This is a genomic window from Streptomyces sp. NPDC006430, assembly GCF_040612395.1.
In the GTDB taxonomy this organism is placed as follows: domain Bacteria; phylum Actinomycetota; class Actinomycetes; order Streptomycetales; family Streptomycetaceae; genus Streptomyces.
This window is the reverse complement of sequence record NZ_JBEXQA010000004.1, coordinates 236,615-254,668: the sequence shown is the minus strand read 5'-3', so window position 1 is coordinate 254,668 and position 18,054 is coordinate 236,615. Positions and strand designations below refer to the sequence as shown.

Sequence of the window (18,054 nt, the reverse complement as noted above, 5' to 3'; positions counted from 1 at the left end):
GCACCCGACCCGCGACGGATCAGGCCGTACCGGCCGATGCGCGCACGATCACGGCACCCAGGGCGACTCGCGGCCCCCGAGGAGAATCATGAAGGGCCTGCACCGGCTCGGCCGGCGTCGCCGAACAGCGGTGATAGGACTGTCGGCCGCGGCGCTGGTGGCTGGTGCCCTGACGCTCCTGCCCAGCTCCGCCGGAGCCGCCGCCCTGGGTACGCAGGCGGCCCCCTCGGGCAGGTACTTCGGCACCGCTGTGGCCGCCGGCAGGCTCGGGGACTCGAAGTACGCCGCGATAGCGGACCGGGAGTTCAACATGATCACCCCGGAGAACGAGATGAAGTGGGACGCCATCGAACCGTCCCGCGGCAACTTCAAGTTCGGCCCCGCCGACCAGATCGTCAACCGCGCCATGGCACACGGCCAGCGCATGCGCGGCCACACCACGGTCTGGCACTCGCAGCTCCCGTCCTGGGTCAGCTCCATCGGCGACGCGAACACGCTGCGCAGCGTGATGAACAACCACATCACCACCGAGATGACCCACTTCAAGGGCAAGATCTACGCCTGGGACGTGGTCAACGAGGCCTTCGCCGACGGAGGCAGCGGCCAGCACCGCAGCTCGGTGTTCCAGAACGTGCTGGGCAACGGCTTCATCGAGGAGGCGTTCCGCACCGCCCGGGCGGCCGACTCCTCGGCCAAGCTCTGCTACAACGACTACAACATCGAGAACTGGTCGGACGCCAAGACCCAGGGCGTCTACAGCATGGTCAGGGACTTCAAGTCCCGCGGCGTGCCGATCGACTGCGTCGGCTTCCAGAGCCACTTCGGGACCGGCGGTCCGCCGTCCAGCTTCCAGACCACCTTGTCCGCCTTCGCCGCCCTGGGCGTTGACGTCCAGATCACCGAGCTGGACATCGCCCAGGCGTCGTCCACCAACTACGCCAACGCGGTCAACTCCTGCCTGTCCGTGACCCGGTGCACCGGCATCACGGTGTGGGGCATCCGTGACAGCGACTCCTGGCGCAGCGGCGAGAGTCCCCTGCTGTTCGACAACAACGGCAACCCCAAGGCCGCCTACACCACCGTCATGAACGCCCTCAAGGCCGCCTCCGGTACCGGCCCGGGCGGGACGCCCGGCGGAACCGGTACCGGGCAGATCAAGGGCGTCCCCTCCGGTCGTTGTATCGACATCAACGGTTCCACCACTGTCAACGGCACCCAGGCGCAGCTGTCGGACTGCAACGGACAGACAAACCAGCGCTGGACCTACACTTCCGGCAAGCAGCTGATGATCTACGGCAACAAGTGCCTGGACGCCATGGCCAAGGGCACCAGCAACGGCACAATGGTGGTCATCTGGGACTGCAACGGCGGCGCCAACCAGCAGTGGAAGATCAACACCAACGGCACGATCGCCGGCGTCCAGTCCGGGCTGTGCCTCGACGCCGTCGGCGCGGCCACCGCCAACGGCACCAAGATCCAGCTGTACTCCTGCGCGTCCGTCGACAACCAGAAGTGGACCGCCCCGTCCGGGACGGGCGGCGGCACGTGCGCTCTTCCCTCGACGTACAAGTGGAGTTCGACGGGTGCCCTCGCACAACCGTCGAACGGATGGGCCGCGGTGAAGGACTTCACCCACGTGGTGCACAACGGCAAGCACGTGGTCTACGCGTCGAGCGCAGAGGGAACCTCGTACGGCTCGATGGCGTTCAGTCCCTTCACGAACTGGTCGGACATGGCGTCGGCCGGCCAGACCAAGATGAACCAGAACGCGGTGGCGCCCACGCTGTTCTACTTCGCGCCGAAGAAGATCTGGGTGCTGGCGTACCAGTGGGGTGCGTCGCCCTTCAGCTACCGCTTGTCGAGCGACCCCACCAACCCCAACGGCTGGTCCGCGCCGCAGCCGCTGTTCACGGGGAGCCTCCCCGACTCCGGCACCGGCCCGATCGATCAGACCCTGATCGCCGACGACCAGAACATGTACCTGTTCTTCGCCGGTGACAACGGCAAGATCTACCGGGCGAGCATGCCGATCGGAAACTTCCCGGGCAGCTTCGGCTCGTCGTACACGACGGTCATGAGCGACACGGCGAAGAACCTGTTCGAGGCGCCGCAGGTCTACAAGGTCCAGGGCCAGAACCAGTACCTCATGATCGTTGAGGCTCGGGGTGCGAATGAGCAGCGCTACTTCCGCTCGTTCACGGCCTCCAGCCTGAGCGGTTCGTGGACCCCGCAGGCCGCCAGCGAGAGCAACCCCTTCGCAGGCAAGGCCAACAGCGGAGCCACCTGGACCAACGACATCAGCCACGGCGACCTGGTCCGCAACAACCCCGACCAGACCATGACCATCGACCCCTGCAACCTGCAGTTCCTCTACCAAGGCAAGTCCCCCAACGCGGGCGGCCCCTACGACCGACTGCCGTACCGGCCGGGTGTCCTCACCCTGCAGCGCTGACCTGCCTGATCCACGGTGATTTGCAAGGAGAACACCTCTCGATGAAGAACGCCACAGCCGGCGGGCGCCGCGGGCGTCACCGCCGTCGCTGGAGCGCCACCGGTCTGCCGCTCGGTGTGCCAGCCGTCCTCGTGCCGTACTTCCTGTTCGTGTAGGAGGACTCGCAGGCCGAGACCAGCCGGTAGTGCCTACTACCGGCTGGTCTCGGTGCGCAGCGGCAAGGTGCTGGACGTCAACCGCTTCTCCACCGCCGACGGCACCCGTATCCAGCAGTGGACCGACCAGAACACCGCCAACCAGCAGTGGCGGCTGAGGTCCACCAGGGACGGCTACTACGAGCTGGTGAACCGCAACAGCCGCAAGGTGCTTGGCACAGCGGGCGGCGCGACCGCCGGTCGGCCGTCGCCGAGCAGCAGACCGACGGATCCTCCCCCTCGCCGGAGTGGCGGATCGATGCGGTGAGCGGTTCCGAGGCCGTCACCTTCACCTCCCGCGTGAGCGGCCTGGTGGCCGCTGCCCAGTCGGCCGCGGCCGGCCCGGACACGTGGCGGAACGCCCAGGTGGTGGGCGGCGGTTATGTCACTGGGCTGGTGTTCAAACCCCAGGAGAAGGGTCTGCTGTACGCGCGTACCGACATGGGCGGTGCCGACCGCTGTGACGCCGCCGCCGAGCAGTGGATCCCTCACCCACACTGGCGGCCGACACCAGGGGGAGGAAACGGGTGGCAGCTCGTAAGCCGAAGCGCCGGTCGTCCCGGCGTAAGCGCAGGGACGACCGGCTCGCTGTGGGAGCCGTCGGCGGCATCGCTGTCCTCGGCGTGCTCACGTCGTCATGGGTTGTGATCTGGCCCTACCTCGTCGGGACCCTGGTCATAGCGGCGGTGACCGCAGGAGGCTGGTGACTGTGGAAGACGGACCGGCTCGTCCGCAGCGGTGATCGGACGTGGCGCCACGAGGACGCGGTCAACACTGGCCACCGGACGCTCACCCAAGTCGACGCGATGGACGGACCGGACTTCGAGGAGTTTGTGGCCGGTCTGTGCCGACGGGACGGATGCACCGACGTGCGCCGGGTCGGTCGCTCGCACGACGACGGAGCGGACGTCCGCGGACGGCTTCCCGACGGCCGGACCATGGTGATCCAGTGCAAGCGCTACAACCCGAAGCGGAAGATCTCCAACAGCGAGGTCCGCAACCTCCTTGGCTCCCAAGTGCACTTCGGCGCCGACGTCGCGATCTTCGTGACCACCACCTACTTCAGCGGCCCTGCCGAGCGCTGCGCTGTGCAGAACGGCGTCCTGGCCGTCCACCGCGACCACCTCGGCCTGTGGAACAACGGCGCCGCATTGTCCTCCCTCGCCTTTGTCAATGGATCCGGCCAGGGAGGCCGCCAACATCGCGTCCGGCGGAAGGAGACGTACGGATAGCCGCAGCCCGGATTCTGCCGTTGACGGCCTCCAGGAGTCGTCGGACTGGCTCAATGGACCCATGGAGATCGGGGAGCACTGGGCCTATCGAGCAAGGCCGAAGGAACTGGGTGGTGCACTGCGCCGAGTGGAGATCGTCCGAGTAGGCGGCGCCGGTAGATCCGGGAGCGTCCACGTGCGCTTCTTGGATGGCGATGCGGCTGGCCTCCAGGAATGGGTAAGTCCCGGCTGTCTGCTCGACCTTTGGGCTGACGTCGACTCCTTCCGGGCGGACGACGCGGCGGAGCTGACTCTGACCGAGGCATCGAGGGCAGTGCGGGGGAGCGCCGAATTCGAGGCGGCCCGGATGATCCTCGGCTTCGTCCGGCCCAAGGGGCGGCTACGTCTGCGTAAGGCCGTGGCCGACGCAGGCGTCCTGGAGCTGGGGCACGTCGATGAGACCGCGCCACTCGTCGGCATGGACGCTGCCCGACTGCGCGACGACCCCATGCTCCACGAGGACCGCAAAGGCTGCTCCCTGGCGGGCTGGCCGATCACCGAGCGGATCGCACGCCAGGCCGCCCAGCGGCTGGCCGACGAGATCCTCCCGGAGGTCGACCGGCGGCAGCGAGCCATGGAAGAGGAGCGCGACCGATCTTCCTGGTACGGCTACCAGCGTCGGGACGACCGAAGGCTGGACGCGGATCAGGAAGCCCTGCGCACGGTGCGGGAGTGGTGCGGACAGGAGAAGGCAGAGCGCCACGACGAGCTGGTGGCCCTGAGGGCGGAGGTGCTGCGACTCGGGGAACTGGTCGAGCGGGCCGTAAAGGCGCTCCGCGATCGGGGCCACGGTGTCATCGCCTCCACCATTGAGCGCGACCTGGGCGTCCATATCTCCACCCTTGGTCCGGACGTTCGTCGCTGAACGCCCGCGAGCGCTCCGGCTCCGGCCGTACCTCGGGCTGGGCCGGAGCGGGCTTCGACGGCGGCTTCTCCTTCTCGGGACGATGCGGGTGCCAGCCGTCGAGGAACGGACGAAGCTGGTCACCCGTCGGCTCCGCGTGCAAGTTCCGCCCGCGGAGCCCCCTGCGGCTCAGGACGGGATCGATCCGGTCTGCCTCTGACCGCCCCCAGGCCGACCACTCCCGAAGACTCTCCGCCTCGACGGGGTCATCCGCCTGGGCAGCGGCCTCGTCCAGCGCGTCGCAGAAGGCCCGGATCTCACCGGCGGCTCGCCACTGGTCAAGAGCCGTCCCGAACGTCTCGGCCCGCGCCGCGTCCACCGCCTTGATCGACGCCACGCTGACCGCCGCCTCCCACCTCTCCTGACGCCGCTGCCGCTTCTCCCCTTCCAGCCGTTGGCGCTCGGCTTCCTGCCTCGCCCGCTCCTCCCGCAGCCGAAGCTGCTCCGCCTCGCGTTCCTCCTGCAAGCGGCGCTGGTCCGCCTCGTACTTCAGCCTGGCCCGTTCCTGCTCCTGAGCACGTGCCTTCAGCACCTTGAAGACCTCGTCGATCTGGTCTTCCAGCCGCTTCTTGCCGGTGTCGGCCCACTCCGTTTTGATGCCGAGGCGCAACTCGAGCTCCCCGGAGGGCTCGACCCGGTGCGCTGACGTCACCCGCTGCCAGTCATACGCGCGCTGGCCCGGCTGCTTGGGCACGTACCGGACCTGCTGCTGCCGCTCACGGAAGTTGATCTCGTAGGTGACGCCATGGACGGTGAGCAGCGGCCGCGGCTGCTTGCGCTTCTTGGAGACCTTGATCTCGCCATGGAGGGCGAAGGCGCGCTCGGCGAACAGTCGGAGCAGGGACAGAACCCGGGGGAGTACCTCCTCCGAGACCTCGAAGGCGCTGTGGTCCTTCTCGACTGCGGCGATCACATCGTCGATGTCGGTCAGAGTCCTGCTGCGCGCGAGCCTGATCCGGTTCCACTCCGTGTCGTCCTCGCCACTCACCCGCAGCAGCCCGAAGCAGATGTCTCCCTTGGCCCGCCCGGTGTACTTCAGGTGGTATCCGGCAGGAGGGCGCTGTCTCGCCGCATCGAAGGCCCGCCGGTACCGGGCGCGCTCCGCCTCCCCAGGATCCGGGATGCGTAGGAAGCGCCCAGCCTCCTGCACCTCCGCGATCAAGGCTGCCCCGATCTCCGCGGAGGAGGGCTGCGGAGCCTTGGGTGCATATTGCGCACGAGGCTCCCGCTTGACTGGGGTCTCGGGCTCGGGAGGCTCAGACTCCGGGGGTGCCGTGGCGGCCGCCGTCGCACGGGTCCGTGGCGCGGGTTCGGGCCGGTCCGGATGATGCCCGTGCTGGAGGTAGAAGCGACCCGCCTCGACGATCTCCGCCTCCCACTTCCCGCCTTCCTTCGGCATGGTGATGAGGCCCCGCTCCTGCAGGACCCGTGTGGTGCGGGCGAGGTCTGGGGAGTCAGAGGTGACGGCTTCAGCGCCCTCCCCGATGCGTGTGAGGAGGGCAAGCTGGCGATCGTTGAGCGGCGTCCAACGGTGCATGTGATCGTCGTACCGTCAGCGTTCTGGTGGGCACAAGCTGTGCGGTGGGCTTTCCGCGGCGGGTTCCCGGCTGGCCTCCCCGGCAGTTCGGGCTCAGTTGCCGGCGAGGGCCTTCAAGGCGTCCACGGACACGCGCACTGTCGGATCTGCTACCCCAGCCTCGAAGCGGATGCCCTCGGTCGCCAGGACCTCGGCGGGTGTGTCTGTGCGGGTGGGGTCGGTCCAACGGAAGCCGGGGCTGACACGGCCCGCCGTATTGAGGACCCGCCAGGCGTTGGGGCACTGGCGGCAGGTGGCCAGGTGGGTGCCGACCGGGACGGCGTGGCTGCCGATCACGGTTGCCACGTCCCCGTAAGTCGTCCACCGACCCGCGGGGACGGCCGCCAGGAGTGTGTGCAGGCTCGTCCAGTCCTTGCCGGTGCCGCTGAGCTGCTTGGCCAGGGCGGCGAGGCTGGTGCCGGCCAGGGTTCCCCACTCCTCGGGGTCGACGGTGTCCGGGACGTGGGTGGTGTCGACGTCCCACCAGGTGGTGCCTTGTATGCCGTCGGCCTTGCGGCCGGTCACGCTGGTGAAGATGTGGTTGGCCAGTCCGGTTGGGGTGTACGGCTTGCCGTCAGCCCTCCACATCAGCGGCTTGGCGGTGTTGTTGTTCCACGTGACACTTGCTCGGCTGTCGTCCTCACCTACCCAGACGAGGATTTCTTCGCGGATGCCTTCGGTCACGCCGTGCCTCGGCGTCAGCGTGAGCAGGGTGTCGTCCGGGAGCAGTCCGGCGCCGACGATGACATGCACGGCGTTCCGGGCCCGCGAGCGTTCCTCCAGCTTCTGGGCCGCCGCCTTGGCCTCGATCCGGGCCGGGGCGAGAGTGAACTCCTCCACCTCCGGCGTGGGGTAGACCTTGGTGAAGCTGGCGACGAGCTGGTCCTTCACCCTCCACAGCCCCACCTGGATGAGGTCGATGTCGAGGTTCATCTCCGACAGCCAGACCACGGTGTGCGTGACCTGCTTGGGGAAGTCGGCGGCAATTATCACCTGTCTGGGACGCTGCAGGAGCTCCGGGCTCCAGTCCCCGTCCACGTGGTCCAGGAGGCGTTGCCGACACTCGGCGAGTTCGAGGACCTCGCCCCTGCCCTTCCGGAAGTCGCGGTGTGCCTGTGCCAGCGTGTCGAGGTCGAACCTGGACACCAGGGCGGCGTAGGTGATCGCCTGGAGGTGGACGTCCCGGTCGGCCGTTCCGCGCTTCAGCTCGACGACCACGAGCCGTCCGGTGGCGTCCAGTCCCAGGACGTCCAGCCGGTCCCGCGCCGGCACCCCGTCCGTGTCGGCCCACCGGTCGAACTCGGAGGTGATCACTAGCACCGACTCGCCGAGGACCTGAGGGTTGGCGATCACCCACTCTTGGAGGTGCTGTCGTTCGAGGAGGCCTTCCGCTGCCAGCGCGGTCGATGAGACGGGCGTGGCCGAGCCCCCGTCGACGGTGAAGAGATGATCCACGCTGTCCCCCTGCCCCAGTCCGTCAGCCGCGCGCTGCCACGCTGGCCGTCCTGAGCCTATGTGCAGGTCTCGCCTCGGGGCAGTTCCTTGCGGTAGATCACGGAGGGGTCGGGGAGCCGGGTTCCGGGACTTCGATGCCTTCCGCCCCTGCCCGAGGCAGTTTGCCGAAACCGGGCGTGCACCTGCACATCTGGAGCGAGAATGGCCGCCTGGTACTCCAGCTGTAGTTCGCGATCTTCATGCCTGAGGGCTTGTCGCTGGTAGTGGCTGGCCTGGGATCGGGCCTGGTGGCGGCGTCGCCAGTGCGACCAGTCGAGCTGGTGGGTCGTGTCGTGGACGAGCCGACCGATGAGTGCGTTGAACAGGTGTTGGATCTCGTTGCAGGTGAGCGGTATCAGCTCGTCCGGCCTGGGGCAGCGGGCGGCTTCGTCGGCGCGGACGACGGCGAGAAAGGCGTGGGCGAGCATGGCGAGGGTGACCCAGCGGTGCCAGGACGTCCAGCGTCTGACTTGGTGTTCGTCCAGTCCGGCCAGGCCCTTGCCGGACTGGAAGGTCTCTTCGACGGTCCATCTGCGTCCGGCGACCTGCACCAGGGTGGACAGCGGGACCTGGGTCGCTGATAGCAGCGGTAGAAGGCGAGTTCGCCGGTGCGCCGATTACGGCGGACAAGCAGCTGGTGGTGGCCGGGCCGGTCGTCGACGATGTCGGCCAGGGCCCAGTCGTAGAAGCGGTGGCCCTTGGCTCCGGCCCCGGCGGAGAGTTTCTGCCAGGCTCGTCTCGGCAGCCATTTGACCAGGGTGTCCGCGCGGAACTTGCCCGCGCGGGTGGTGATCTGGTGGTCACGGGCAACGGCGAGTACGTATCCGACCTGCCGCTTCTCCAGAGCGGTCCGCAGGTGCGGGTTGCCTCCGTAGACCTCGTCGCCGGCCACCCAGGACGCGGGGACGCCAGCGTCCAGGGCGCGGCCGATCATGCGGGCGGCGAGTGCGGGTTTCGTGGTGAAGCCGACGGTGTCAGGGATCCCGGCGGCCTGGCAGCGGGCCGTGTCTTCGGTCCAGGAGCGCGGGACATACAGTTCCCGGTCGATCGCCGCGTGGCCGAGCGGGGTGGAGTAGGCGAGGTAGACGGCGACCTGGCTGTTCTCGATGCGTCCGGCGGTGCCGGTGTACTGGCGCTGCACGCCCACCGTGGCGGCGCCCTTCTTGAGGTCGCCAGTCTCGTCGACGACCAGCACCGCCTCGGCGTCGCGCAGGTGCTCGACGACGAAGCCGCGAATGTCGTCGCGTACCGCGTCGGCATCCCACCTGGCCCGCGACAGCAGGTGCTGCAGGCCGTACGGGTTCGCGTCCCCGGCATGCTCGGCCAGCGTCCAGCAGTTCTTGCGCAGCAGCTCCGAGAGTAACCTGAGCACGAACGCCCTTGTCCGGCACCGTGGTTCTACCCGGCCGAACCGTCCCGCGATACGGCCCATCAGGACCTCGAACGTCTCCTGCCAGCGGCCGAGATCTATGCTGTGACCGGCGGCCACCGTCTGATCTTCTGTCTTCACACACCGATGATCAACGGTGGCCGCATCCGTTCCCGGACCAGTCCCGACCAGCAAGACCGCGATCTGGGCCGGAGTACCAGCTCTGGAGTTGAATCGGCCGATGGACATGTCCTCCCGAGAGATCCGCATACCCCTCAACGAGGTCGTCGCCGTCCTCCAGGACCTGAACGAGTTTGTGGTGTCCCTCGACCGACTCGGATCCCGTATGGGATCCGGAACCGCCGACGAGTACACCGTCGGCAAATTCATCTTCGACTGGGATGTCCCGCGGCGACTGTCCCGGGCCCGGTACGTCATCGATGTCGCGCTGGATGAGCAACTCAGCGAGGAAGAGAACCTTGAGATCGATGATCTGTGCGAGCAGGGACGCTTCTACACGGACAACGTCGGCTACCCCTCCCCAGACCAGTCCAGCTGATACGGCAAGCGCGTCGGACCGGACCGATCGAGACGGGAATCAGCCCGACCGCGACCCGGCATCCCACCAACAAGATCACGATCTACAGCTGGAGTGCTAGCTGCACCGATATGGCCAGACTGACTCGGATTCGCGGCAGACCGGTAGTCGGCATCGCATGTCTCAGTGCGGGAGGCACATACCGGGTCTGTGCCGAGTCCGCCTGCTTGGACGATCAGATCGCTCATATGCGAATTGCCATTCCAGGGGAAAATGAGTGGTCCTGCGCGCTCTCATGGGTCTGATGCATTGTCAGGTATCTCAGCATCTGATCAGCATCAGTCCCTGAGTGTTCCGAGGGGCTTCCGATAAGCAAACACTCAGCATGAGACCGGACCCCGTTCCGTCGATGTTGACCTCCGGGCGAGACAGCGGGGGACCGGGCCGGCGGTCGTCCGGTCGGCTCCGGAAGGCTCCCGCTCATGGTTCGACAGCTCGCCCGCGGGATGAGCGAGTTCTTCAAGCCCTCCGACTGCGCGAGGCAGGCGCGCTGCTCCCACACGTACACGATCCGATTCCGGGATGCGGTGGGGAAGTAACGCGAGGAGACCGGATTCAGTGCACAGGACGCCGCGATAGAGTGCCGCCCGGTGTTCTGCAAGGCCAAGGTGAAGGCGGCCCAAACCGTAGCCGAGGCCCGCCGTGAATTGGTGCAGAAGGCGGTTCAGGAATACGCGGAAACGTGACTACGTTGTTGATATTCACGGCGCGCTCCTCACCATTGCGGAGACTGCAGCCGACCATCATCTTTGTCGGCCACCGCAAGAGCCTTGGTGCTGTAGTCCAGCTTCTCGGGATCCGGCATATATTCACTTGATTGCCGCGGTCGACGCCATTGGATTCAAGGTCATCGAGGAACTGCGTCACCGTGCCCGGGGCGACCGATTTCAACTCAGGGCCTGGTTTCCGTCACCACTTCGCATCAAATGCCCTGGGTAAAGGAATGTCGATCACCGATGTCGCCGAGTGGATGGGCGCAAGTCCGTCGAGGAAACCTGTCGCACCTGTCGGCACCTCATGCCCGGCAGCATCACGCAGGACGCCCGAGTTCTTTACGCCGGCCTGTGGGAGGCCGCCTGAGGTAGCTCATGTCGAGTGGCACGGGTCGCCTGGCGGGCAGGTGGTGGCGGTGGACCATCAATGGTGCGGGGGATCGCCGGCTCGGCCAACCGGTCATCCCCCGCTATTTGTGCCGCTGTCTCAGCCTCCCCGAGCCGCCCCGCCCCGGTTCCCGTCGTACTGCATGTACCACGGGCGGGAGCCCGCGGTCGACGGCTTGCAACAACTCATGGAGCATGATCGCCGCCCGTGGAGCCGGTCGCCTGTTTCACGAGCGAGCACCTAGGAAAGACGGGGGCGTCCGGCATTGGCACGTGGGAAGGTCGCTGTGTTCCGTGACGCCCGGTCGGCTGGCTCAGCGGTCAGCGCGGGTGCTGGGCCTGGCCGGTGGCGTGGGGTCACCACTGGGCGACGAGCGGGGCATCCGGTTCGTGCTGCCGCCAGGCTTCGGTGAGGCGGGCGAGGCGGTTGGGGGCGGCGATGCCGTGCATGGTTGCGATCTTGCCGTTGATGATGTCGAACATCGTGGAGCCGACGACCTGGTCGCCGAGCACGAAGAGGATGGCGGGGGCGCCGTTGACGAGTGCGTAGTGGATGGCGGGCGTGCCACCGGCAAGTCGCCGCTTCGCGTCTGTGGGTTTGAAACCGGCCCGTACGACGGCGGCGATGCGCTGCGGAGTGTCGTAGCGCAGCAGCTTCTCGGCCAGGCCGCCGGCGCCGTCGGAGATCGCGGTCGCGTCGTCGGTGAGCAGCGCCACCAGCCGTTCGGTGCGGCCCGAGGCGGCGGCGGCGAGGAACTCCTCGACGATCCTGCGGGCGGATGCGGCGTCGACTTCGGCGCCGCTGCTGCGGGCGGCGGTGATGCGGCGCCGGGCCCGGTGGAGGTGCTGCTGGCTCGCGGACTCGGTGATGTCGAGGATCTCGGCGATTTCGACGTGGCTGTAGGAGAACGCTTCGCGCAGGACGTAGACGGCCCGTTCGGCGGGGGACAGGCGCTCCATGAGCGTCAGCAGGGCCAGGGAGACCGATTCGCGCTGCTCGAAGGTGTCGGCCGGGCCGAGCATCGGGTCGCCGTCGAGGAGCGGTTCGGGCAGCCAGGCGCCGGCGGTGCGTTCGCGGCGGGCTTGCGCCGAGCGGAGCCGGTCGAGGCACACGTTGGTGACGACCTTGGTCAGCCATGCTTCCGGCACCTTGATCCGCTGCCGGTCGGCGGCCTGCCAGCGCAGGAACGCGTCCTGCACGGCGTCTTCGGCGTCGGTGGCGGAGCCCAGGAGCCGGTACGCCAGCGAGGCCAGCCTGTTCCGGCTGGCCTCGAACCGACTGGTGTCGAAATGATCAGTGGCGGCGCTGTCCATGTGAACCACCTTAAGAACGCCGTTTTCTGTGCCGCTGGGCGGGGACGTCCCAGGCCGGTGGCTGCTGTGGTGTCAGACCGTCGCGTGCAGGGCCGGCTGTGCGTCCCTGTCTTCGACGGTGGCGGTAGGACGGCGGCGCAGGTTGCCGGCCAGGCACAGCACCACGCCGAGCGTGAGGCACGCCACCAGGACGGTGGCGGAGCGGGTGGCGCCGTGGCCGTCGAAGAAGGCGGTGGAGCGCAGCAGTTGGCCTCCGGCCCCGGGGGGGCAGCAGTTGGCCGAGGGCGCCGGACCAGCCGGGCAGCATCTCGGGTGCGGTCGCTGCGCCCGACAGGGGATTGCCGATGAGCATCATCGTGGCGGCGCCGAGGCCGAAGCCGACGTACCCGAGCAGTGACTCGAGGCCGAGGATGCTCAGGGAGGTGGCTGCGATGGTCAGAGCGATGGCGCCGCTGTTGGCCCAGTAGGAGCCGTCGAGTGAGCCGAGCCAGAACTGCAGGATCGCTGCCACGGCAAGTCCGCCGGTGATGGCGAAGGCGAACGCTCCGGTGACGCGGCGGAGGTTGCCTCGGACGAGCCTGGTCAAGAGCAGGGCGGCGAGTAGGCCGCCCATGACCAGCGGCAGGGCTCCGGCGGACAGTCCGGCGCCGCGCGGGTCACCGGCCGGCAGCGGGATGAGGTCGCGGGCGGTGACCGCAGTGTTGCTTCCCTGTCCCTGGCCGAGACCGGTCGCGATGCTGTTCAGGGTCTGCGCGACTGCGGTGCTTGCGGCGGATGCGGTGATGACCTGTGGGGTGCCGGAGCTCAGGTCGATCGCCCCGTACACCTTGCGGTCGCGGATCAGTTGTTCGGCGGCGGCCGTGTCGGCGACCTCGGTGACGTCGAAACCATCGGGAAGCCGTTGGTCGAGTAAGGGCGTGATCTGCTTGACGGCGGGTGCGGGCCCGGCGACGGCGATCGGCACATCATGCACCGATGAGCGTACTGACGGCCAGGCGAAGGCGGTGAGCAGCAGGCTGATGCTCACCGTGAGCAAGGCGACTGCCCTGGCCACACTCGACCAGGGTGAGGGCGACGCGTTGGCCGGGGCTGCGGCTTGAGTGGACATGCTTCCTTACCTTCCTTCTCCTTCAGAGGAGGGGTTCATCGCCGGGCGAGCTGGGTTTCGGTCTCGGCGCGGGTCAGCTCTTCCCGATTGCGGTCGCAGCAGAAGCCGCTGATGCGGGCCTTCTTGAGATGGACTGTCAGGACGTCGTCGAGTTCACCGGTCAGGCAGGGGATGAGTGCCGGGTTCACCACGGTGATTTCGCTGGATGGGCACGGCGCGTCGAGTGGCTCAAGGTCTTGGAACAAGGCCTGGGTGTATTGCCCAGTGAGCCTGGGGACGCAGCTACGCGACCGACTTCTCGGCGAAGGACACATCCGAGGCGGCAGCGGCCAGGCGGTGCTTGCGCTTGGGCAGGCCGAAGGTCGGGTGCGAGGTGGCCCACAGCGACATCTTCACGATGCCCGCCTTGATCCGGGCGGCCTTGCGGCCGCCCATGTACTTCGGCTTTGCCTGCCCTTCATGGTCGACCATCTGCAGGATTCCGTCCCGCCGCCCGAGGCTGATGTGGTTGCCCGGGTACTCCAGCCTGGTGTTCGCGATCTTGCTGCCGGTCAGGCGTCCCACGATCGCGTCCGTGGCCTGCCGGCCGGTGTAGCCGGCCGAAGCGCAGGACATCGGCAGTGGCCGGCCGTTGTCGCCGATGGCGTAGGCGCTGTCACCGGCGGCGTAGACGTTCGGGTGCGAGAGCGACCGCATGGTGCGATCGACGACGATCCGGCCGTCCTCGGTGACCTCCAGCCCGCTTACGGCGGCGATGGGGCTGACCGCGAACCCGGCCGTCCACACGGTTGCATCGGACGCCAGGACGGTACCGTCGGCGCACAGCACCCGCGTCGCTTCGACGGCTTCGACGCTCGTGTGCTCCAGGACGATGATGTCCAGCCGATCGCAGACCTGGCGCAGGTGGCTGCGGGCTCCGGCGGAGAGCGGGGCGCCCAGCTCTCCGCGGGCGACCAGCGTCACCGACAGGCCGGGCCGGGATTCGGCGATCTCGGTGGCGGTCTCGATGCCGGTCAACCCGTCGCCGACGACCAGGACACTCCGGCCTTCGTCCCGCTTGCTCAGGCTGTCCAGGCGCTCGCGCAGGCGCAGCGCGGAGGGCCGGGCGGCGACATCGAAGGCGTGCTCGGGCACACCGGGGACGCCGTGGTCGGCGCCGTGGCTGCCGAGCGCGTAGAGAAGCGTGTCGTAGCCGAGCTCGCCGCCGCCGTCGGCATCGGCCACGGCGACGACCCGGAGCTCGGGGTCAACTGCGGTGACACGGGCCCGGCGCAGCCGTATCGCCGTGCCCGCGAAGACCTCGGCGAGCTGTGGAGCCTCGATCTCCTGGCCGGCGGCGAGCTGGTGCAGCCGCAGCCGCTGGACGAAGGCCGGCTCGGCGTTGACCACGGTGATCTCGGTGTCCGCCGGGGACAGTCGGCGGGCCAGGGTCCCGGCCACGTACGCCCCGGCGTAGCCGGCACCAAGGACGACGATGCGGTGCTTCATGTCTCGCTCCTGTCGGTTCGCTTGCTTCCGGTGACTTGAGCGGAACAACGCCCCGATTCCTGACAGAACTGGATGTGATGCGGGTCACGGGTCGACAGGGCTATTGCCAGGCCGGTTCGGGGCGGGCGCACGATCGATGAAGCCCGGCAGCCATACGCACCAGGTACGGCATCACCGTCATCGGCATCAAACGCCCCGGGAACGACTTCACACACGCCACCGCCGAGACCGTCGCGGCGAAAGGCGACGTCATCATCGTCACGGGCAAGACCCGCGACGTGGAGACCTACGCCGAACTCAACTGAGCCCGGGCGCCATCACAGCTGTCCGGGGCCGGCGGCGCAACGCGCGGGACGCCCCTACCGAGGGACCGCAGACCGTGTGAGCGGGGAAGACGGCGGGTTTCGGCACCGGGCAGCCTGCCGGCCGACCGGTCTCACGGCCCGGCGTGGCTGCGAGCGGCCACATCATCAAGGGCATGCGCGGCGCCCCTGTCGGGGTCGGTCTTCTGCCGCTGGTAGGCGGGCCGGGTGAAGCCTGCGTTGGCGGTACTGGATACCGTCTCTGACGTGGACTGGATGAAGAAGACCCGATCCGCCGACAGTGACGACGACCGCGGTCTGTCGGTAGGGGCATTCGCGGCGATCATGTTCGGGGCCTTCATCGTCGTGGCGGCGTGTGCGCTGGTGGGCGGCTGGGCCGGGCTGATCGGCATCGTGGTGACCGCGGTTGTCCTCATCGGCTGGTCAGCCACTCGTCTGTAGGGCGCTGGTGCCCGGCGGGTCGCCGGTGGCCGCGTCAACCTGGTTGCCGGCTCTGGTTCGTGAGCAGAGCGCGGCGGTGGGGCTCGCGGCATCCGAGGCGTGGCATGCGTGCCACCAAGAGTTCCTTCTTGCGAAGAGCGGAGTGCGCGCACTGCACGTCGAGTACTCGCGTGGTCTGCCGCCGCTCCCACGCGACGGGCCCTTGCTCCGAGGTCGCCGTCCGTCCCCGGGCCGGACGGCGATCCGCGCGGCAGGCATCTGTTCCGAGCCTCGACTCCAGGCCTCTCCGGCATGGCTGATGTGTGATCACGGACCACCGGCCTGGCGGCGTGCTGTCGGGATCGCGCCTGGCCCTACCACCAGCAGGGCCTCAAGCGGCGGTGGTCTTCTGTTCCTGGAACTCGCGGAAGGCGGCGAAGGCGCGCGGTCCGTAGACCGTGCTGGGCCCGCCGTTCATCAAGATGGCGACCCCTATCGCCTCGGCCGCCTCCTGCTCGGTCGCGCCGTGCCGGACGGCGGCCTGGGCGTGATGGGCGATGCAGCCGTCGCACTCCTTGCTCACCGCGATGGCCAGTGCGATGAGTTCCTTGGTCTTGGCGTCCAGCGCACCGGGTTCCAGCGCGCTGTCGTGAAGCTGTTTGTAGCCCTCGTACACCTGCGGGATCGCGCGCCGCAGCTCGCGGGCGGGTGTCCGCAGTTCGTCCTGTACCTGCGTGCCGTACGACATGATGAGTCTCCCTTATGGCGGCCCGCCGACGTGTTTCCGTAACGGTTCCCGCACAGGGCCGACGGTCGGTCCGTGCCTCCATCGTTGCGCCGCACCCCGCCGGGAGCCAGTTCGACGCGGCCCCCAGGGGACAGCCCGTCGGGGCGCACCGTGCGGCGGCCTCGGGTGCGGTCGGTGGTCAGCTCTGCGCGGCATGCCGACGGCTCACGTACTGCCTTCTGCAACGGTGGCGAGTGCGGCGTCGAGGCGGCGCGCCGCCTCGTCCGCGACAGGGGTCATGGCGTCGACGCCGGTGAGAGTGACCATGGTCGCGGGGTCGATCGCCTGCACGATCACCTGGTCGCCGTCGGTGCGGACCACGACGTTGCAGGGGAGCAGGAGCCCGATCGAGCGGTCGGCGTCCAGTGCCTGACGGGCGAGTGGGGGGTTGCACGCCCCGAGGATCAGATACGGCTCCATGTCGTGGCCGAGTTTCGCCTTGAGCGTGGCCTGGACGTCGATCTCGGTCAGGATGCCGAAGCCCTGGTCGGCGAGGGCGCGCCGGACGGTCTCCACCGTCCCGTCGAAGGTTCCGGCGACCTTGATGGTGCGGTCGTAGTGCATGTCTTCACCTCATTCTTCGGACGGCGACCGCTTCGGCATGCGGCCGATCCCGTCGTCGTGCTGCCGGCAGTAGGCCCAGGGTTGGGCCGCGAACAGCATGATGGCCTGACGCACCCGTCCAGAGGCGGACGACAGGTGCTGAGGGACCGTTCGGTCTTTCGGTCCGGCCTCGTGGTGACGCTCCGGGCGTCAGTTTCGCCCGGCGGTGCGGGTGGCGGCCTGCCGGTGGGCGTCGTCCATGTCGACGGAACGGATCCTGGTGATCAGTTCCTCCAGGGCCTGTGGCGGCAGTGCGCCGGGTTGTGCGTAGAGCACGGTCCGGTCGCGGACTGCCATCAGGGTGGGGATGGAGGAGATCCGGAAGGCGCCGGCGAGTTCCGGCTGTGCCTCGGTGTCGACCTTGCCGAAGACGATGTCCGGGTGGCGCTCGGCCGCCCGTTGGTAGACGGGGCCGAACATGCGGCAGGGTCCGCACCATCCGGCCCAGAAGTCGATCAGCACGATCTCCGAGCCCGTGAGGGTCTTCTCGAAGTTTTCCTTGGTCAGCTCGACGGTGGGCATGGGTTCCACTCTCCTCCCATATACCCGGTGGGGTATATGGGAGCTTAAACGGGTGTAGGGGTGGGTTTGTTCCACGCTCCCGCGATCCATCGGCTCTCGAATACCTAGGGGGGTATTTGACAGCGCCGGTGGAAGGTGCTTACCGTCGGAGGTGTAATACCCAGGGGGGTATCTGGAGGTGGATCTCGCTCATGGCTCGTGAAGTGGACCTGGAGACGTTCGCCGCGGCCTGGAGTGCCGGTGCCGTGGTTCTCGACGTGCGGGAGCCGGAGGAGTACCGGGCGGCGCACGTGCCGGGTGCGCACCTCGCCCCGCTCTCGATGCTGGCCGCTGCACTGCCCCGCGTACCCGAGGGGCGAACGGTGTATGTGATCTGTGCGAGCGGTAACCGCAGTCAGTGGGCCGCGGACCGCCTTGCCGCCGCCGGGATGGATGCCCTTTCCGTCGCCGGTGGGACCCGGGGTTGGGCCGGCATGGGCCGCCCGGTCGTGACGGGGTCCGCCCCCGGGGTGGTCTGACCTTCCCCCGTTC

16 protein-coding genes and 2 pseudogenes are annotated in these 18,054 nt (G+C 68.2%); 8 read left to right on the top strand and 10 right to left on the bottom strand.

Going from position 1 to position 18,054, the window contains the following annotated elements; genetic code table 11:
* The first annotated feature begins 88 nt into the window (after window positions 1-88).
* The 4 genes and pseudogenes from ABZZ20_RS09105 (at window position 89) to ABZZ20_RS09090 (ending at window position 4,782) form a co-directional block, all read left to right on the top strand.
* Complete coding sequence (locus tag ABZZ20_RS09105) at window positions 89-2,452, top strand: non-reducing end alpha-L-arabinofuranosidase family hydrolase (protein ID WP_356868349.1); 2,364 nt, start codon at window positions 89-91, stop codon at window positions 2,450-2,452.
* Window positions 2,453-2,493: 41 nt separating this feature from the next.
* Window positions 2,494-3,135, top strand: a pseudogene (locus ABZZ20_RS09100) (RICIN domain-containing protein); the annotation flags it as partial.
* A gap of 317 nt (window positions 3,136-3,452) precedes the next feature.
* On the top strand, window positions 3,453-3,878 hold the full coding sequence (locus tag ABZZ20_RS09095; RefSeq protein WP_356868347.1) for a restriction endonuclease: 426 nt from the start codon (window positions 3,453-3,455) through the stop codon (window positions 3,876-3,878).
* A 61-nt stretch (window positions 3,879-3,939) separates the two neighbouring features.
* The gene (locus ABZZ20_RS09090) at window positions 3,940-4,782 is read left to right on the top strand and encodes a PE-PGRS family protein (protein ID WP_356868345.1); all 843 of its coding nucleotides are present in this window, start codon (window positions 3,940-3,942) and stop codon (window positions 4,780-4,782) included.
* On the opposite strand, the gene ABZZ20_RS09085 is transcribed toward ABZZ20_RS09090, so the two are convergent.
* The 3 genes and pseudogenes from ABZZ20_RS09085 to ABZZ20_RS09075 all read right to left on the bottom strand — a co-directional run.
* The gene (locus tag ABZZ20_RS09085; protein WP_356868344.1) at window positions 4,712-6,358 is read right to left on the bottom strand and encodes a PE-PGRS family protein; all 1,647 of its coding nucleotides are present in this window, start codon (window positions 6,356-6,358) and stop codon (window positions 4,712-4,714) included. The two genes, ABZZ20_RS09090 and ABZZ20_RS09085, sit on opposite strands and share 71 nt — an antisense overlap.
* A 93-nt stretch (window positions 6,359-6,451) precedes the next feature.
* Complete coding sequence (locus tag ABZZ20_RS09080; RefSeq protein ID WP_356868342.1) at window positions 6,452-7,852, bottom strand: DNA-binding protein; 1,401 nt, start codon at window positions 7,850-7,852, stop codon at window positions 6,452-6,454.
* 242 nt (window positions 7,853-8,094) lie between these two features.
* Window positions 8,095-9,323, bottom strand: a pseudogene (locus ABZZ20_RS09075) (IS701 family transposase); the annotation flags it as partial.
* Window positions 9,324-9,501: 178 nt separating this feature from the next.
* Between ABZZ20_RS09075 and ABZZ20_RS09070 the strand changes: the two are divergent.
* Window positions 9,502-9,819: a hypothetical protein gene (locus ABZZ20_RS09070; protein ID WP_356868340.1), complete on the top strand. Its 318-nt coding sequence runs from the start codon at window positions 9,502-9,504 to the stop codon at window positions 9,817-9,819.
* Between the two features lie 1,496 nt (window positions 9,820-11,315).
* On the opposite strand, the gene ABZZ20_RS09065 is transcribed toward ABZZ20_RS09070, so the two are convergent.
* The 4 genes from ABZZ20_RS09065 to ABZZ20_RS09050 form a co-directional block, all read right to left on the bottom strand.
* On the bottom strand, window positions 11,316-12,272 hold the full coding sequence (locus ABZZ20_RS09065) for a sigma-70 family RNA polymerase sigma factor (RefSeq protein ID WP_356868338.1): 957 nt from the start codon (window positions 12,270-12,272) through the stop codon (window positions 11,316-11,318).
* Window positions 12,273-12,282: 10 nt separating this feature from the next.
* Entirely contained in the window at window positions 12,283-13,380 is a 1,098-nt protein-coding gene (locus ABZZ20_RS09060) for a hypothetical protein (protein WP_356868337.1), read from the bottom strand.
* 35 nt (window positions 13,381-13,415) lie between these two features.
* Window positions 13,416-13,568 (bottom strand): hypothetical protein, encoded by a 153-nt coding sequence (locus ABZZ20_RS09055; RefSeq protein WP_356868335.1) that lies wholly within the window; start codon window positions 13,566-13,568, stop codon window positions 13,416-13,418.
* Between the two features lie 94 nt (window positions 13,569-13,662).
* Window positions 13,663-14,868 carry an FAD-dependent oxidoreductase gene (locus ABZZ20_RS09050; RefSeq protein WP_356868333.1) on the bottom strand — a complete coding sequence of 402 codons (1,206 nt, stop codon included), beginning with the start codon at window positions 14,866-14,868 and terminating at the stop codon, window positions 13,663-13,665.
* Between the two features lie 152 nt (window positions 14,869-15,020).
* Here ABZZ20_RS09050 and ABZZ20_RS09045 point away from each other — a divergent pair, with 152 nt between their 5' ends.
* Together ABZZ20_RS09045 and ABZZ20_RS09040 are read left to right on the top strand one after the other, a co-directional pair.
* Window positions 15,021-15,173, top strand: a complete 153-nt coding sequence (locus tag ABZZ20_RS09045; protein ID WP_356868612.1) for a TrkA C-terminal domain-containing protein — start codon at window positions 15,021-15,023, stop codon at window positions 15,171-15,173.
* Between the two features lie 273 nt (window positions 15,174-15,446).
* Window positions 15,447-15,632: a hypothetical protein gene (locus ABZZ20_RS09040; RefSeq protein WP_356868610.1), complete on the top strand. Its 186-nt coding sequence runs from the start codon at window positions 15,447-15,449 to the stop codon at window positions 15,630-15,632.
* Window positions 15,633-16,002: 370 nt separating this feature from the next.
* On the opposite strand, the gene ABZZ20_RS09035 is transcribed toward ABZZ20_RS09040, so the two are convergent.
* The 3 genes from ABZZ20_RS09035 to ABZZ20_RS09025 form a co-directional block, all read right to left on the bottom strand.
* Window positions 16,003-16,359, bottom strand: coding sequence for a carboxymuconolactone decarboxylase family protein (locus tag ABZZ20_RS09035; protein WP_356868331.1), 357 nt, complete (start codon window positions 16,357-16,359; stop codon window positions 16,003-16,005).
* A gap of 204 nt (window positions 16,360-16,563) precedes the next feature.
* Window positions 16,564-16,962: a DUF302 domain-containing protein gene (locus ABZZ20_RS09030; RefSeq protein WP_356868329.1), complete on the bottom strand. Its 399-nt coding sequence runs from the start codon at window positions 16,960-16,962 to the stop codon at window positions 16,564-16,566.
* Window positions 16,963-17,151: 189 nt separating this feature from the next.
* Window positions 17,152-17,523, bottom strand: coding sequence for a thioredoxin domain-containing protein (locus tag ABZZ20_RS09025; RefSeq protein ID WP_356868327.1), 372 nt, complete (start codon window positions 17,521-17,523; stop codon window positions 17,152-17,154).
* 191 nt (window positions 17,524-17,714) lie between these two features.
* On the opposite strand from ABZZ20_RS09025, the gene ABZZ20_RS09020 reads away from it, so the two are divergent.
* Window positions 17,715-18,041 carry a rhodanese-like domain-containing protein gene (locus tag ABZZ20_RS09020; RefSeq protein ID WP_356868325.1) on the top strand — a complete coding sequence of 109 codons (327 nt, stop codon included), beginning with the start codon at window positions 17,715-17,717 and terminating at the stop codon, window positions 18,039-18,041.
* The last annotated feature ends 13 nt before the right edge of the window (window positions 18,042-18,054 follow it).